At 68.8% G+C, this 15,715-nt stretch carries 11 protein-coding genes; 6 read left to right on the plus strand and 5 right to left on the minus strand.

Going from position 1 to position 15,715, the window contains the following annotated elements; all coding sequences use genetic code 11:
* Positions 1 to 35 precede the first annotated feature (35 nt).
* From GLP40_RS21080 to GLP40_RS21095, 4 genes are all read right to left on the minus strand, one after another.
* A complete protein-coding gene (locus tag GLP40_RS21080) occupies positions 36 to 1,391 on the minus strand; it encodes a M1 family metallopeptidase (protein ID WP_154789659.1) in 1,356 nt (451 codons plus the stop codon).
* The gene (locus tag GLP40_RS21085) at positions 1,391 to 5,287 is read right to left on the minus strand and encodes a Pls/PosA family non-ribosomal peptide synthetase (protein ID WP_154789660.1); all 3,897 of its coding nucleotides are present in this window, start codon (positions 5,285 to 5,287) and stop codon (positions 1,391 to 1,393) included. Before GLP40_RS21085 ends, GLP40_RS21080 begins: the two co-directional genes overlap by 1 nt.
* Before the next feature lie 141 nt (positions 5,288 to 5,428).
* Positions 5,429 to 6,373: an extracellular catalytic domain type 1 short-chain-length polyhydroxyalkanoate depolymerase gene (locus tag GLP40_RS21090; RefSeq protein ID WP_328290470.1), complete on the minus strand. Its 945-nt coding sequence runs from the start codon at positions 6,371 to 6,373 to the stop codon at positions 5,429 to 5,431.
* 217 nt (positions 6,374 to 6,590) lie between these two features.
* On the minus strand, positions 6,591 to 7,019 hold the full coding sequence (locus GLP40_RS21095) for a hypothetical protein (protein WP_154789661.1): 429 nt from the start codon (positions 7,017 to 7,019) through the stop codon (positions 6,591 to 6,593).
* A gap of 269 nt (positions 7,020 to 7,288) precedes the next feature.
* Here GLP40_RS21095 and GLP40_RS21100 point away from each other — a divergent pair, with 269 nt between their 5' ends.
* From GLP40_RS21100 to GLP40_RS21125, 5 genes are all read left to right on the plus strand, one after another.
* Positions 7,289 to 8,809 carry a serine/threonine-protein kinase gene (locus GLP40_RS21100; RefSeq protein ID WP_154789662.1) on the plus strand — a complete coding sequence of 507 codons (1,521 nt, stop codon included), beginning with the start codon at positions 7,289 to 7,291 and terminating at the stop codon, positions 8,807 to 8,809.
* Positions 8,810 to 9,032: 223 nt separating this feature from the next.
* On the plus strand, positions 9,033 to 10,202 hold the full coding sequence (locus GLP40_RS21105; protein ID WP_230329756.1) for a cytochrome P450: 1,170 nt from the start codon (positions 9,033 to 9,035) through the stop codon (positions 10,200 to 10,202).
* 10 nt (positions 10,203 to 10,212) lie between these two features.
* Complete coding sequence (locus GLP40_RS21110) at positions 10,213 to 11,436, plus strand: cytochrome P450 family protein (protein WP_154789664.1); 1,224 nt, start codon at positions 10,213 to 10,215, stop codon at positions 11,434 to 11,436.
* Positions 11,437 to 11,939: 503 nt separating this feature from the next.
* Positions 11,940 to 12,347 (plus strand): hypothetical protein, encoded by a 408-nt coding sequence (locus tag GLP40_RS21120; RefSeq protein ID WP_154789665.1) that lies wholly within the window; start codon positions 11,940 to 11,942, stop codon positions 12,345 to 12,347.
* A 238-nt stretch (positions 12,348 to 12,585) separates the two neighbouring features.
* Positions 12,586 to 13,620: an alpha/beta hydrolase gene (locus tag GLP40_RS21125; RefSeq protein ID WP_154789666.1), complete on the plus strand. Its 1,035-nt coding sequence runs from the start codon at positions 12,586 to 12,588 to the stop codon at positions 13,618 to 13,620.
* 4 nt (positions 13,621 to 13,624) lie between these two features.
* Here the strand turns inward: GLP40_RS21125 and GLP40_RS21130 are convergent, their stop codons facing one another.
* A complete protein-coding gene (locus tag GLP40_RS21130; RefSeq protein ID WP_154789667.1) occupies positions 13,625 to 14,149 on the minus strand; it encodes a PadR family transcriptional regulator in 525 nt (174 codons plus the stop codon).
* A gap of 165 nt (positions 14,150 to 14,314) precedes the next feature.
* On the opposite strand from GLP40_RS21130, the gene GLP40_RS21135 reads away from it, so the two are divergent.
* Positions 14,315 to 15,619, plus strand: coding sequence for a carotenoid oxygenase family protein (locus GLP40_RS21135; RefSeq protein ID WP_154789668.1), 1,305 nt, complete (start codon positions 14,315 to 14,317; stop codon positions 15,617 to 15,619).
* Positions 15,620 to 15,715: the final 96 nt, after the last annotated feature.

The raw sequence follows: 15,715 nt of genomic DNA on the forward strand, positions 1-15,715 counted from the left end.
CACATCCATGATCAACTTCAGGGTTCGCCGAAAGTCTACCCGGTGGGCGTTTCCGCCTCGTATGCGGGGAGGGGCGGCAGCGCGGGCAGCGGCCGGGCGTAGAGCCAGGCGTCCCAGAGGGGCCGCAGCGAGCCCGTGCTGTAATGCCCGGCCAGATCGGTGAATTCATCGGTGGTGATCGAGGTGTGCCGATGCCGCGTCGTCCACGTGCGCAGCAGATCGAAGAACGCGGCGTCGCCGAGGATCAGACGCAGCGTGTGCAGGGTGAGCGCCCCCCGCTTGTAGACCCGGTCGTCGAACATCAGCGCCGGTCCGGGATCGGCGAGTGTGAGGTCCTGCGGCAGCCGCGCCAGATTCCGGTGCGCGGTGCGGGCCAGTTGGTCGGCACTGGGCCCGCCCGAGGCCTCCGACCAGATCCATTCGGCGTAACAGGCGAAACCCTCGTGCAGCCAGATATCGCGCCACTGCCGGATGGTGAGGCTGTTGCCGAACCACTGGTGCGCCAATTCGTGCGCGACCAGCCGCTCGGACCCGCGCCGCCCGTCGCAGTGATTCGCGCCGAATACCGAAATCCCCTGGGCCTCAATGGGAATCTCGAGATCGTCGTCGGTGACCACCACCGTGTACGCCTCGAACGGGTAGGGTCCGAACTTCTCGGTGAAGACCTCCATCATCCGGGGCTGGCGCGCGAAGTCGTGTTCGAAGGCGACCCGCAGCCGCGGCGGCAGCACCGCATGCATCGGCACCGACCCGCGCGGAGCGTCGACCCGCTGTTTGCGGTACCGTCCGATCTGGATGGTGGCCAGGTACGTCGACATCGGCTCGGGCTGCTCGTACACCCAGGTGGTCTGGCTGGCCTTGGTGTGCTTGCGCACCAGGGCGCCGTTGGCCTGCGTGTAATACGGCGAATCGGTGGTGATCGAAATCCGGTAGCTGGCTTTGGAACTGGGGTGATCGTCACACGGGAACCACGAGGCCGCGCCATTGGGCTGACTGGCGACCAGCGCGCCGTCGGTGAGTTCCTCCCACCCGACCTCGCCCCACGGTCCGCGCACCGGTGTGGGCGGGCCCGCGTAATGGACGCTCAGCGCCAGTGCCCCGCCCGCGGGGATTCGATGCCGGGGCGTGATCACCAATTTGCCGCGCTGATGGGTGAACTTGGCGGGCTTGGCCCCGTTCACGAATACCTTGGACACCGCGAGCGCCTGGGACAGGTCCAGCGCGAACCGATCTCGCGCACCCGTGGTCACCGCGGTGATGTGGGCCCGCCCGGCGAGCCGGTTGCCGGCGACCTTGTAGACGAGGTCCAGCTCGTACCGCGACACCCGGTAGCCGCGGTTCCCGTTCTGCGGCAGATAATCATCGATGGGCTCGTCGACCTGGTCCACCATCAGCGACCTCCCTCCGGCCAGGGCGCGATCGGGTTGCCCCACCAGCGGGTGGACGGCGGCACGCTGTCGCCGCGCATGACCAGCGAGGCCGGTCCGATGGTCGCGCCGGCCCCGATCACGCTGGCGGGCAGGGCGACACAGTGCGGCCCCAGGGTGGCGCCCGGGCCCAGGGTGACGGTGTCCATGGCCATGATGCGGTCGTGGAAAAGATGGGTCTGCACCACGCAGCCCCGCTCGACGGTCGCACCGTCACCGAGTGTCACCAGGTCAGCCTCCGGAAGCCAATAGGATTCGCACCATACTCCGCGGCCGATGGTCGCGCCGAGTCCGCGCAACCAGACATTCAGGACGGGTGTTCCGGTCGCGGCGCGTGCGAACCACGGCGCGGCGACGTGCTCGACGAAGGTGTCGGCGACCTCGTTGCGCCACACGAACGAACTCCACAGCGGATGCTCCTCGGTGCGAATCCGGCCCACCAGCAGCCATTTCGCGATCACCGAGGCGATACCCGCCAGCGCGCCCGCCGCCAGCAGCACCACACCGCTGAGCAGTGCGGCCGGCAGGTGGCCGAGGGTGTGGGCCAGCCACGCGAGGGCGAACAGGACCCCGAGCCCGATGGCGAAGGTCACGAACACCGGGATCAATCGGCAGGTCTCCACCACCGCGCGGGCGACGCGCAATCGCAACGGCGGATCGAAGGTGCGTGCGGTGTCACCGGATTCGGCGGCGCGGCGCAGGCGGATCGGCGGGCTGCCCAGCCATGAGGAACCGGCCTTCGCCTTCGACGGCGCCGCCGACAGAACGGCGACCAGGCCGTTCTTGGGCACCCGTCGCCCGGGTGCGGTCATGCCGGAGTTGCCGAGAAACGCGCGCTTGCCGACCTTGGCCTCGCCGATGCGCAGCCAGCCGCCGCCCAACTCGTAACTGGCGACCATGGTGTCATCGGCCAGGAACGCGCCGTCGGCGACCACGGTGAACTTCGGCAGCAGCAGGACCGTCGAAATCTCCACGCGCTTGCCGACCTTCGCGCCCAGCAGGCGCAACCACACCGGCGTCAGCAGGCTGGCGTAGAGGGGGAACAGGAAGGTGCGGGCGGAATCCAGAAGCCGTTCGGTGGCCCACGCCTGCCAGCCCTGACGGCTGCGCACGGGGTGATGGCCCTCGGTCAATCCGATGCTCAGCAGCCGCACGGCCACGATCGTGACGACCGCGTACACGCCCAGTACCAGCAGCATGGCCACCGGGAGAATGGCGAAGGCGCGCCCGAATCCGGCTGTCAGCGTCCGAGTATCGCGAATCCACCAGGCGATCAGCAGTCCGCCCATGCCCAGCGCGAAAATCGGCACCGAGGCCAGCGCCATGGAGGTGATACCGAAGACCGCCACCCAGTGCGAAGCCCGTGCCGGCGTCTCATCGGGCCAGCGGTGCCGCGCCCGGCCGACTTTCACCGCGGGAGAGCCCGCCCATTCCTGCTCGGCCTTCACCTTGCCCGCGACCGACGATCCGGGCGCGATCTCGGCATTGCGGCCGATCTTGGTGCCGGGCAGCAGAATCGAGCGCGCACCCACCACCGCCCCCGGACCGATCTCGATGGGACCGAGGTGGACCAGGTCGCCGTCGATCCAGTAACCCGACAGGTCGACCTCTGGTTCCACACTGCATCCGTCGCCGAGTTCGAGCATGCCGGTGACCGGCGGCAGCGTGTGCAGGTCGACACCGTCGCCCACCGTCGCCCCCAGTGCCCGCGCGAACGGCACCATCCACGGTGCGCCCGAGAGGTTTTCGGCACCGCTGGCCTCGGACAGTCGCACGGCCATCCAGAGGCGCAGGTGAACCCGCCCGCCGCGCGGGTAGCTGCCCGCCTTCACACCGCGCAGTAGCAGCCGAGAACCGGCCACACACAGCGCCATCCGGCCGGGCGGCGAGATGAACAGGAAAAAGGCCACCAGCATCCACCACCACGACAGGTGCGGCAGCCACGGCAGCGAACCAGACCAGGCGGCCACATTGCCGACGATCGCCAGCCAGGTCAGCCATTGCAGGCCGGTCAGGGTGGTCAACGGGACCGTGGCCAGGACCTGGAACAGCTGGGCCGACCGTGGCACCGGCCGGACCAGCCGCTCCTCCACCGCGGCGGTCGGCGCGAAACTGTCCAGCAGGGCGGCGAGCGCGCCCAGCCGCGGACGGTCATAGACGTCCGCGACGGCGATGCGCGGATGCCGTTCCCGCAGCGCCGCCACCAGTTGGGCCGCCGCGAGCGAGCCGCCGCCCAGATCGAAGAAGTCGGCGTTCGGGTCGTTGACCTCCGCGCCGAGAATCGAATCCCACAGTCCCGCAACCCACCGCTCGGTCTCGGACAGGACGCTCTCGGGGGTGGCGGCGGCGGACTTGGGCAGCGGCCAGGGCAGCGCGTCGCGGTCGACCTTGCCGGAGGTGCGGGTGGGCAGCTCGCCGACCACGGCCAGGCGCGGCACCAGCGGCGCCGGAAGCTGTTCGGCGAGCGTGGTTCTCGCGGCGGTCAGGTCGTAGTCGGCACCGGGGCCGGTGAGATAGCCGACCAGGACCTTGTTGCCCGCCTTGGTGGTCCGGATGGCGGCCGCCGCGCCCGTCACCCCCGGCAGGTGCTGGAGCGCACTGTCGATCTCACCGAGCTCGATCCGGCGTCCACCCAGTTTGATCTGATCGTCGGCGCGGCCCAGGAAGACCAGTCCCTCGCGATCATTGCGCACCAGATCGCCACTGCGGTAGGCGCGCTCCCAGCCGACCGACGGCAGCGGCGCGTACTTCTCGGCATCCTTGGCCGGGTCCAGATAGCGCGCCAGCCCGACACCGCCGATGACGAGCTCACCGGACTCGCCCTCGCCCACGGGATTTCCGGCCGCGTCGACGACAGTCAAATCCCAGCCGTCCAGCGGCAGCCCGATCCGGATGGGGAAGCCGCCGTCCAGCGGCGCGGCGCAGGCCACCACGGTGGCCTCGGTGGGGCCGTAGGTGTTCCACACCTCACGCTCGGAATCCTGGTTGCCCGCGAGCCGTTCGGCCAGTTCGGGCGGCACCGCCTCACCGCCGAAGATGAGCAGCCGCACCGGTTCGAGAGCTTCGGCGGGCCAGGTGGCGGCCAGCGTCGGCACCGTCGAGACGATGCTGATCTCCCGGCGCACCAGCCACGGCCCCAGATCGGCCCCGGTCCGCACCAGCGCGCGCGGCGCGGGCACCAGGCAGGCGCCGTGCCGCCACGCCAGCCACATCTCCTCACAGGAGGCGTCGAAGGCCACCGACAGTCCGGCCAACACCCGGTCCCCGGGCCCGATCGGGGCGTCCCGAAGGAACAGGCGCGCCTCCGCATCCACGAACGCGGCGGCATTGCGATGGGTCACCGCAACACCTTTCGGTGTTCCGGTGGAGCCGGAGGTGAAGATGATCCAGGCATCGTCGGCGGGCGTGGGCGCGGCCGCCGCAACCCCGTCACCCGATTCGGTTGCGACTGCGGTGGACTCGATCCCGTCGGCGGTCACGATGGCCGAGACCCCGGCCTCCCCGAACACCAATCGTGCGCGTTCATCCGGGTCATCGGCGTCCACCGGCACGTACGCCGCTCCGGCGTGCAGTACCGCCAGGATCGTGATGTACAGCCCGCGCGTCCCCGACGGCATTCGCACCCCGACCCGGTCACCGGACCGCACCCCGGCCGCGACCAAGCGCTCGGTTTCGATCGCGATCTCCGCGAGCAGTTCCGCGTACCCGAGTTCCACCTCGCCGTCATCGATGGCGGGTGCGTCGGGGTGTGCCGCCGCGGTGGCGGCGAGAATATCGACCAGGGTGCGGGCCGGTGGCGCGAGGGCGGCCCGCAGCATCGGATTCGCGTCTATCTCGGTTTCGGCCTGCTGTTGCGGCATTAGGTCCTGCCCACCTCTCGTGGCACCATCCGGCGCTTCCGCGTTGGTTGTTTCATACGAGAGTTACCGAGAGGCAAACTGTGATGCGGCCATTGGCCCACGGTACCGGTACGCCCTGGTCGTCCGGATTTCACCCGGCGGCTAGGCGTGGAACTGTGCGAAGAATCGCCAGATCACCTCGGTGGCATCGAATTGGTGCGTGACCTTGCCGACCAGGGCCTGGGGCAGGTATTGCGGGCCGCCCGGCCAGGTGTGACCGCCATTGGCTACCGAATAGAGCTGAACCTTGGACCCGTTCGCGCAGTCGGAGGACTGCAGGGTCACCGTGGTGCCGTCATCGGTGCGCTGGGCGAGCTGGGTCGTGGTGGCCGCGTCGCAGGCGTTCTTCTCCCGCCACAACTGCTGGGTGGCGTCGACCGAGAGGACCGGGCTCGAGCCCGGTCCGTGGTGGCCGGACGTGACGCGCACCACGCCGCCGTCATAGGGGACGATCGGGTCCGAGGTGCCGTGGATCTCCAGCACCGGCAGGGAATGAGTTGGGGCGCAAGCGGATTGGTCGACCTGCGGGAGGGGTCCCGCTACCGGTGCGATGGCGGCGAGCTTGCCGGACAGGCGGCAGCCGAGGTCCTCGGTGAACATGCCGCCATTGGACATTCCGGTGGCGTAGACGCGGGCGGGATCGACGGAGTCGTCGGCGATGATCCGGTCGATCACGGCCCCAACGAAACCCACGTCGTCGATATCGGCGGCGCTGGCGTTGGTGTCATCGCCGCGGCCGTCGTTCCAGGACTTCTCGTACCCGTTCGGATAGACGGCGATGAACCCCTCCGCGTCCGACACTTTGTCGAAGCCGAAGGAACCGGCCATGTTCTGGGCATTGCCCCCGCCACCGTGGAACGCGAGCACGGCGGGAAGTAGGCCCTGAGGCCGGTTGGCGGGGTAATGGATGATGTATTGCCGCTGCAGGCCACCGTATTCGAGGGTGACGGTGGTGTCGCCGGCGGCGCGAGCCTGCGGGTGCCCGCACCCGGCGGCCATGAAAGCAGTGGACAGCAGGATCGCTGCGGCGATTCTCGGTGCGTACACGCCAGTGATCGTAGAGAGGCAGCCTGAAGCTGAGCTGAAGCCTGATGTCAGCTGTGAGCCCTGATGGCGGCCAGCGCCGCGGCAGCGATTTCGTATGGTGGGGGGCCGATTTCGATGCTGACGAGGCGCTCGCCAGGAACCGGTCCCGCCGCCGAATCCGCCATGCGGCCGGCGAATGCGCCACCGCGGTCGCCTGTTGCCACGGCGATGGCGTGGGCTAGGGCACGATCAGATACCACTCCGCCCACGGGCCCTGGAGCGGCCAGCTGTTCGCGAAGAGCTTGGCGAGGCCCATACCGAGCCACAGGTCGACCGTCTGGGTCTCACCGGCCGTCGCCCCGGTATGGACGTACACATCCCGCGATCCGCCGCCCGCGGACCCCAGCCACCCCAGCACGATGTGATTCCCGCACGGCCCGCTCAGATATCCCAGCGGCGTGATGTGCGCGGTCACGTGCCCGGGCATACCGTGCGCCGCCTCCACACCCACCGCGATCGATCCCGCGCAAAAGTTGGCGTCCCCGAACGTGAACACGGTGGTTCCGAACGGCGCCCACTGTGGCAGCCAATCCGCCTGCGCCGGGGCGGCACCCACCCCGCCGACACTTACCGCGACCCCGATGGCCGCGACCACCCCCGCTAGCATCCGCACAATCCTCATCATCGGATGTCCTTCCGGCCGACCGAATTCCGCGACCGCACAGCCCGGCTCCCGCCATCCGGTCCGACACGACCCCCGACGACCTCGCCCCGTTGCGCCACGGAAGCCGTTCTTCTTCAGCGTATCCAATCCCCGCGCTCGGTTGACCCCCGTTTGCGCATGTTGCCGAGTCGCGGAGCGGGTTGGGGCAGGAGGCGGCCTCGCCCAGGGGTGCCCGGTATTCTCTGCGGTGCAGGTGGATCGGGAGGATTTGGTTGGCTGAGCAGCTCCGGCCGGGCGTGGTCTTCGCCGGGTATCGGGTCGAGCGACTACTGGGTGCCGGCGGGATGGGCGAGGTGTACCTGGCCCATGACCGGGACCTACCCAGGTTCGTCGCATTGAAGCTGCTCAACCGTGTGGCCAGCGACGATGACGAGACCCGTCAGCGCTTCCTGCGGGAGGCGAACATCATTGCCCGGCTGTCGCATCCGAATATCGTCACCATCTACGCGCGCGGCGAGGAGCAGGGCCGGCTGTGGCTGGCCATGGCCTACGTCGACGGCTCGGATCTGGCCGCCGAACTGCTCGAGGGGCCCCTGGACCCCGAGCGCGCCGCCGCCATCACCGCCGATCTGGCGCGAGCCCTGGACTACGCTCACGACGCGGGCGTGCTGCACCGCGACGTCAAACCCGCCAATATCCTGCTGACCGCGCAGCCGCGAGAATGGGCGCTGCTCACCGACTTCGGCATCGCCGAGTCCCGGCACGAGGTCCGGGGCATCACCGAGAACGGTGAGGTGGTGGCCAGTTTCCAGTACACCGCCCCGGAACGATTCCACGGTGAGGCGCGCGTCGACCGCCGGGCCGATATCTACTCCCTCGGCTGCACGCTGTTCGAAATGCTCACCGGCGCACCGCCGTTTGCCGACTCGGATCTGCCGCGTCTGATCTACCGGCACGTCCGGGCGCCGGTGCCGTCGGTGCGGGAGGGAAATCCGGCGCTGCCCGCCGCACTGGATCCGGTGCTGGCCAAGGCGATGGCGAAGAACCCCCGGGCCCGATTCGCCACCTGCACGGAGCTGTCCGTCGCCGTGAGCGAGGCGATCGCCGCATCGCGGCCCCGGACACCGGCCCCGCCGCCGCGGGAAACGCACGGTCACAAGACGATTTCACCGTCCCGCCACCAGGCCACGCCACCGTCCCGTCCGTGGACGCGCTCGCGCTCGATGCTGGTGTTGCTCGCCGTCGCGCTGCTGGCCGGAGCCGCGGCCGCCGCCGTCGGAATCCTGACGACGCTCACCGATTCCGGTCCGCACGGTACGGCCGCGACCAGTTCCTCCGCCGCGGTGCCCAGCCGCCGCAGTGCGAGCGCGACCCCCACCACGATCAGCGCCTCCGCGGGCGCGGGACTGGCGGCCGACGGCTGCCAGTCCCGGCGCACGCCGGACGGGGTGACCGGCACCGATCCGGGCGGCATCGCCAGCGGTCCCGACGCCATCCTCGCCTTCGAGTACGCGTACTACGTGCTGCGCTCCGGCATCGTCGCACGGGAATTCGTCGCCGGGGATGCGGCGAACGTCGCCGATTCGGCGAAGATCCAGAGCGGCATCGACTCTCTGCCCATCGGCACTCGCTACTGCGTGCAGGTCAGCCGGATCGCGGCCGCCGACGACGACCACTGGGCGGTGAAGGTCGCCCAGCAGCGTCCCGGCGAACTTCAGGACGTCTTCACCCAGACTGTCACCACCCGCACCGTCGGCAGCCGGACGCTGATCACCTCCATTGTCGAGGAGTAGCGGCGGCCATACGTGTTTCACAAAAAGGGTGGGTGTGTTCAACGGCTGCTAGGGTGCGAAGCGTTGACTCGATCGAGGTGACTCGGTGAGTTCGGTGAAAGTCGTTCGTCGGTAGGGAGTTTCGGTCTTGGAGACAGCAGGGGCACGGGGCGGGTTCTCGGGGACCGGGGGGTGTCCGGTGCGCGGAGGGTCGCCGGTTGGCATCGAGGAGCCCCGGATCCTGTTGGGCACACCGGAATTCGCGGCGGATCCACACCACGCCTACCGTGAGATGCGGCGGCAGCACGGGTCCATGGTGCCCATCGAGCTATCGCCCGGGGTGCCCGCGACGCTGGTGGTGAGCTACCGGACCGCGCTGCGAATCCTCAATGATCCCGAGCACTTTCCGGCCGACCCGCGGACCTGGCAGGAGACGATCCCCGAGGATTCACCGATCCGGCCGATGATGCAGTGGTACCCGAACGCGCTGCGCAACGCGGGCGCGGCGCACACCCGGTACCGGCAGGCCTACACCGCGAGTATCGACGGGATCGACCTGCACGCCGTGCATTCCACCGTCGAGCAGATCGCGGGCCCGCTCATCGCGGGCCTCGCCGCCGAGGGCGGCGCCGACCTGGTATCGCAGTACGCGCTGCCGTTGGTATTCGATGTGCTCAACCAATTGGTGGGCTGCTCGGCCGAACTCGGGCAGCGGGTCGCCACCGGTATGGCCGCGCTGTTCGACACCGTCAATGCCGCGTGGGGCATGCAGACCCTCGCCGAGGCACTCATGGAACTCATCGCCATGCGCCGTGCCGAGCCGGGCGACGATGTCACCTCGCGCATGGCCCACCACCCGGCCGCGCTCGATGACGAGGAGATGCTGTACCAGCTGGTCAGCTTCTACGGAGCGGGCATCGAGCCCATGCAGAACCTGATCAGTAACACCCTGCTGCTCATGCTCACCGACGACCGCTTCGGTGGAGATGTGCTGGGCGGCAGCCTGTCCACCCGCGACGCGCTCGACGAGGTGCTCTTCAACGACCCGCCGATGGCGAATTTCGCCATCAGCTATCCGCGCCAGCCCATCCTCATCGACACCACCTGGCTGCCCGCCCACCAGCCGGTTCTGATCAGCTTCGCCGCCTGCAACAACGATCCCGAGATCGCCGGCGGCGACCGCATCGGCAACCGATCGCACCTGGCCTGGAGCGCGGGCCCGCACGCCTGCCCCGCTCGATCGGTGGCCTATCTGGTCGCGCAGACCGCGATCGACCAGCTGCTGGACGCGCTGCCCGATCTCGCGCTGGCCGTTCCGAAACATGAAATCTCCTGGCGTCCCGGCCCGTTCCACCGCGCCATGGTGGCACTGCCGGTCGAATTCCCGATTAGCCCCGCGCTGCGCGCGGTGTAAGGAGCGCTCCATGTCCCAGAGCCCGATCGTGCTGGATGTCACCGGCACCGACATCCAAGGCGAATCCGCCCGGATTCGCGAGCAGGGCCCCGTCACGAAGGTCGAGTTGCCCGGCGGCGTGCCGGCGTGGTCGGTCACCGATCAGGCCGTGCTGAAAAGCCTGCTGGCCGACCCCCGTGTCTCCAAGGATCCCCGTCAACACTGGTCGGCGTTCATCAATGGGGAGATCACCGAGGCTTGGCCGCTGCTGCCGTGGGTGGCCGTGGAGAACATGTTCACCGCCTACGGTTCCGATCACCGACGGCTGCGAAAGCTGGTGTCCCCGGCCTTCACTCATCGCCGCACCACCGGCATGCGCGTGCGCATCGAGGCCATCGTCGCCGAACTGCTCGATGAACTGGCCGCGCTGCCCGCGGGCTCGCAGGTCGACCTGCGCTCGCTCTACGCCTATCCGGTTCCGATCCGCGTGATCAGCGGACTGGTGGGCGTGCCCGAACACCTCGACGCCGCCATTCACAAGTGTGTCGACGGGTTCTTCGACGGCTCGCTCACCGCCGAGGAGTCCATGGCCAACTTCCTCGACATGTACGAGCGGGTGGGCGAACTCGTGGCCTACCGCCGGGAGCACCCCGGCGACGACATCACCAGCGCCATGATCGCCGAGCGCGACGAGGACGGCTCGCAGCTGACCGAGAAGGAACTCGTCGAAACCCTCATGCTCGTGATCAATGCCGGGCACGAGACCACCGTGAACCTGCTCGACCAGGCCATCGTCGCCCTGCTCACGCACCCCGAGCAGCTGGCCGCCGTCCTTGCCGACGAGGCGTCGTGGGCCGATGTGATCGAGGAGACCCTGCGGTTCCAGTCCCCCGTCGCGCACCTGCCGCTGCGCTATGCGGTGGAAGACATCGAGGGCGACGGCTTCACCATCCCCAAGGGCGAGGCCATCCTGGCCTCCTACGCGGGCGCCAGCCGCGACCCGCAGATCCATGGTGCGACCACCGACCAGTTCGACATTCACCGCGACACCAAGGAACAGCACGTCGCCTTCGGGCACGGCGCGCACCACTGCCTGGGCGCCCCGCTGGCCCGCCTCGAGGCGACCATCGCGCTGCCCGCCCTGTTCGAGCGCTTCCCGAAGCTCCGGTTGGCCACGGACGCAAAGGATTTGACCCCGCTCGGCAGTTTCATCTCCAACGGCCACACCAGCCTGCCGGTCTTCCTGGGCGAGTGACACCGCGCCGCGGGCTGAGCGAGCGCCGCTCAGCCCGCGGCACTGGTTGGAATTCCCGCCGTGTCGTGGGTGTCTTTGTGCGCCACGGGAATTCCGTGCAACGGACCGGGCTCGTTGCCAGCGGCGAACCCGGTCCGCTGCACGGGCAGCGTCGAGCCCCTGCTCGCCCACCAGCGTGACAATGGCATTCACCTTGGGATTGACCCGCTCGATCCGGTCCAGATGGGCGCGCACCATCTCGACGGCCGAGCGGTGGCGGGCGCGCAGCCGGTCGGCCAGCCCCCGTGCGGAGGCTCAACAGATGTCGGAGTCCACCGGCGCTCCCCCTGGGGAGGATGCGATTGTGTATCGCGGCGGCCCGTCAGGATTCGTGCCTCGCCGGGTGGTGCGGTGCTCCGTGTGATGGGTTCGGGCCCGGACCATCGACGTCGGCTGCGATACTGGCCGTGCGTCTTTCCGAGTGTGTTCAGCGATTCAGGTCCGTCACACAGGAGGAACGAACCATGGTCACCATCCGGAATCGGCATCGATCCGCCACCACTGCCGCCGTGCTCGCGGCCCTCGGCGCGAGCGCTCTGCTCGCCGCGGCGCCCGCACAGGCCGCCAACACCATAAGCGTGAACGCGGCCGGGGCGTCGGCCGTGGATATCGACTACACCTGCGAGGCGTCCGCGGGCGTCGCCAGCATTCAGGCCATGGTCGGCGACCCCAACGCGGAACGACCGGCCGCTACCGGCACGCAAACCGCCGTCATCTGCGACGGCTCCCCGCACACCACGACCATCCCGCTCATCGCGGCGGCGGGGGAGCCGCGCTTGGCAACCGGCGCTGCGGTGCAGGTCCGGGCCGCGCTGGTCGATCAGAACCAGACCGTCGTATCCGGCACCGCGAAGCTGGTCATGCTCGTCTGAACCTTCGGTGTGCAAGCTGTACTCTGCACGAGAGCATTCGGTGTGCAAGCTGTACTCTGCACGACAGCATTAAGAAACCTGCCGTTATCAAGGGGCTGTCAGACTCGCCGCCGCGCGCCCGATGCACACCTTGTCGGGCCGTGGACGGCTGCCGCCGTCGGAGCACAACAGTCCGCCCGGGCCTTGCCGCCGGCGGCACACGAGGACGAGGACCCCTGATTTGCGATACCGCTCGATCATGTGCAGCGTGGCAGTAACGGCAGTGGCGGGTCTCGTCGCGTTGTCCTCGACGCCCTTCGATCTGGCGGCGAACGCCGAACCCGATGTGATGGTGCCCGCCGATCCGGCGACGACCCCGGTAGCGCCGGACGGTTCGACCATCGTGGGCACCCGCGTCATCGACGGCCGACACCTCGAACTCACCGTGCACTCCGCCGCCATGAACCTCGACTTTCCGGTCGACGTGCAGCGCCCGGCCGACGCCTCCGTGCCGCGTCCGGTGCTCTACATGCTCAGCGGCGGCAGCGGCGGCAAGGGCGCGGCCTCATGGGATCGCCGCACCAATGCCTTCGACTTCCTGGCCGACAAGGATGTCAATGTGGTGCAACCGATCGGCGGGGCGGCCTCCTACTACGCGGACTGGCGGCAACCGGACCCGCGGCTCGGCGTCATGAAATGGACGACCTACCTGACCGAGGAACTGCCACCGCTCATCGACGCCGCCCTCGGCGCGAACGGCGTGAACGGGCTGGTGGGCGTGTCGATGTCGGGTACCTCGGTGTTGCAGCTGCCGATCGCGAAGCCGGGGCTGTACCGCTCGGTGGCGGCCTACAGCGGCTGCGCGCGCATCGCCGATCCGGTCGGAGAGGCCTACGTTCGGATCACGGTCGGGTTCGGCGGCGGCGACGCGGGCAATATGTACGGTCCGCCCGGTGACCCGATGTGGGCGGCCAACGACCCGTACCTGCACGCCGAAGGATTGCGCGGCCTGGACCTCTACCTGTCCAGCGGCAATGGAATGCCCGGTCCCCATGACAAGGTCACCGATCGCCACTTCGCCGGCGCCGGGGATAACCTCGCGAATCAGATCCTGGTGGGCGGCATTCTCGAGGCCGCCGTCGACCAGTGCACGCGCGCCATGTCCGACCGGCTCGAGGAGCTGGGGATCCCGGCCACCGTGAGGCTGCACCCGTACGGCACCCACTCCTGGGGCTACTGGGACGACGAGCTGCCCGCGTCTTGGCCGACACTGGCCCACGGCCTCGGCCTGTAGCGCATCACTTCTCTTCCGGCGGTAGGTGTTCGAGCGCCCACCGGGCCCAATCCCGGTTCAAGGCGGTGATGCGCGCGCCGTACTCCAGGGCCAGGTGGCCGTACTGGGACAGGTCGCTGTCGCTCCAGTCGATGGCCTGCTCCAGCTCGTTCAGCTCGGCATGCGCGCGGGCCGCCCGCTCCTCGATTCCGGCGAGATAGGCGCGGGCCTGCGCGGGTGGGATGGCGCCGAGGAAGAAAACCCGCAGCAGGGTCTCGTTGCGGGTCACCGCTTTGGGCTTCGTGGTGGTCAGCCAGGTGCGCAGGTCGTCCAGTCCGGTGTCGGTGATGGTGTATTCCTTGCGGCCGCGCGGACCTTCATCGGTGACCGCGATGAGCCCGGCATCGGAGAGCTTGGTGAGCTCGGTATAGATCTGACTCTGCGTCGCGGGCCAGACGTTGGCCAGCGACACCTTGAAGGTCCGCAGCAGGTCATAGCCGCTGGCGGGACCGTCGGACAGCAGTCCTAGCAGGGCGTACCGGAGACTCATGCCCACCACCTTACATTCCAGTATTGACATGTCGAGAATGGACGCTCAATCTTGGACGTGTCAGAACTGGAATGTCGTGTCGCCGAGCAGCTCCCGTCGTGATGTACCCGAGCCGGGGCATGGGCCGCCCTCGCGAATCGACCACTCGAGAAACAGGTTTCGACCATGACCGCGCCAGCGCACCTCACCGGCAACTACGCACCCGTCACCGACGAGATCACCGTCCACGAATTGCCCTGCACCGGCACGATTCCCGAGGAGCTGACCGGCTGGTACCTGCGGAACGGTCCCAATCCGCACACCATGGCCTCCAAGCACTGGTTCCTCGGGGACGGCATGGTGCACGGCGTGCGTATCGAGAGCGGGCGCGCGGTGTCGTACCGCAATCGGTGGGTGCGCACCAGCACCTTCACCGACGGGGCCACGGGCCGGAACGCGCAGGGTCGGCGGGATTTCACCGCGGGGGTGGCGAATACGCACGTCATCCGGCACGCCGGACGCACGTTCGCGCTCGTCGAATCCTCGTTCCCGTACGAATTGACCTGTGACCTGGACACTCTGGGCCCGCACGATTTCGACGGCAAGCTCACCACCGCCATGACCGCGCACCCCAAGACCTGCCCGGTCACGGGGGAGCTGCACTTCTTCGGCTACGACTTCGCCGAGCCGTATCTGACCTACCATCGCGCGAACTCGGCGGGCACGCTCGAGCTCAGCCGGCCCATCGACGTCCCGGCCGCGACCATGCATCACGACTTCGCCCTCACCGCGAACCATGTCGTCTTCATGGATCTGCCGGTGCTTTTCGACCTCCCGACCGCCATGGCCGGAGGGGGCATGCCATTCCGATGGAACGACGCCTACCAGGCCCGCCTGGGTGTGCTGCGCCGCGACGACCCGCACGGGGCCGTGCGCTGGTTCCCCATCGAGCCCTGCTACGTCTTCCACACCCTCAACGCCTATGACGAACCGGGCCGGATCGTGCTGCACGTGATGCGCTATCCGAGCCTGTGGCGGGAGGACTCGCAGGGCTTCGACGAGGGGGCGACGCTGTGGCGCTGGACCGTCGACCTCACCACCGGGACCGTCCGCGAGGATCAGATGGATGACCGGGCCGCGGAATTCCCGCGCATCGACGACCGGCTCGCGGGGCTGGACTCCCGCTACGGCCACGTGTCGGTCTCCGACGGCGAGCACGGCGCACTGCTGCGCTACGACCTCCACACCGGCTCGAGTACGGTCCACGATCTCGGACCCGGCCGCCTGCCCGCCGAGGCGTCCTTCGCCCCTGCCGATGAAACCCCCGGCGGCGCGGGCTATCTCATGAGCTATGTCTACGACGCCGCGCAGGACCGCAGCGACCTGGTCATTCTCGACGCGACCGACCTCGCGGCACGACCCGTAGCCACCATCCACCTGCCGCGCCGCGTCCCCCACGGCTTCCACGGCAACTGGCTGCCCGACCACTGATCCGCGGCGGCCGTGCGCCGAGGCGAGCGAACAGACCGGGAATACCGTCGCACCCGGTCTGCGCCCGATTCCGAGTGAGTTCACCGGTTCCGGCCG

Origin of the sequence: Nocardia aurantiaca (assembly GCF_009708175.1) — a bacterium.
In the GTDB taxonomy this organism is placed as follows: Bacteria; Actinomycetota; Actinomycetes; order Mycobacteriales; family Mycobacteriaceae; genus Nocardia; species Nocardia aurantiaca.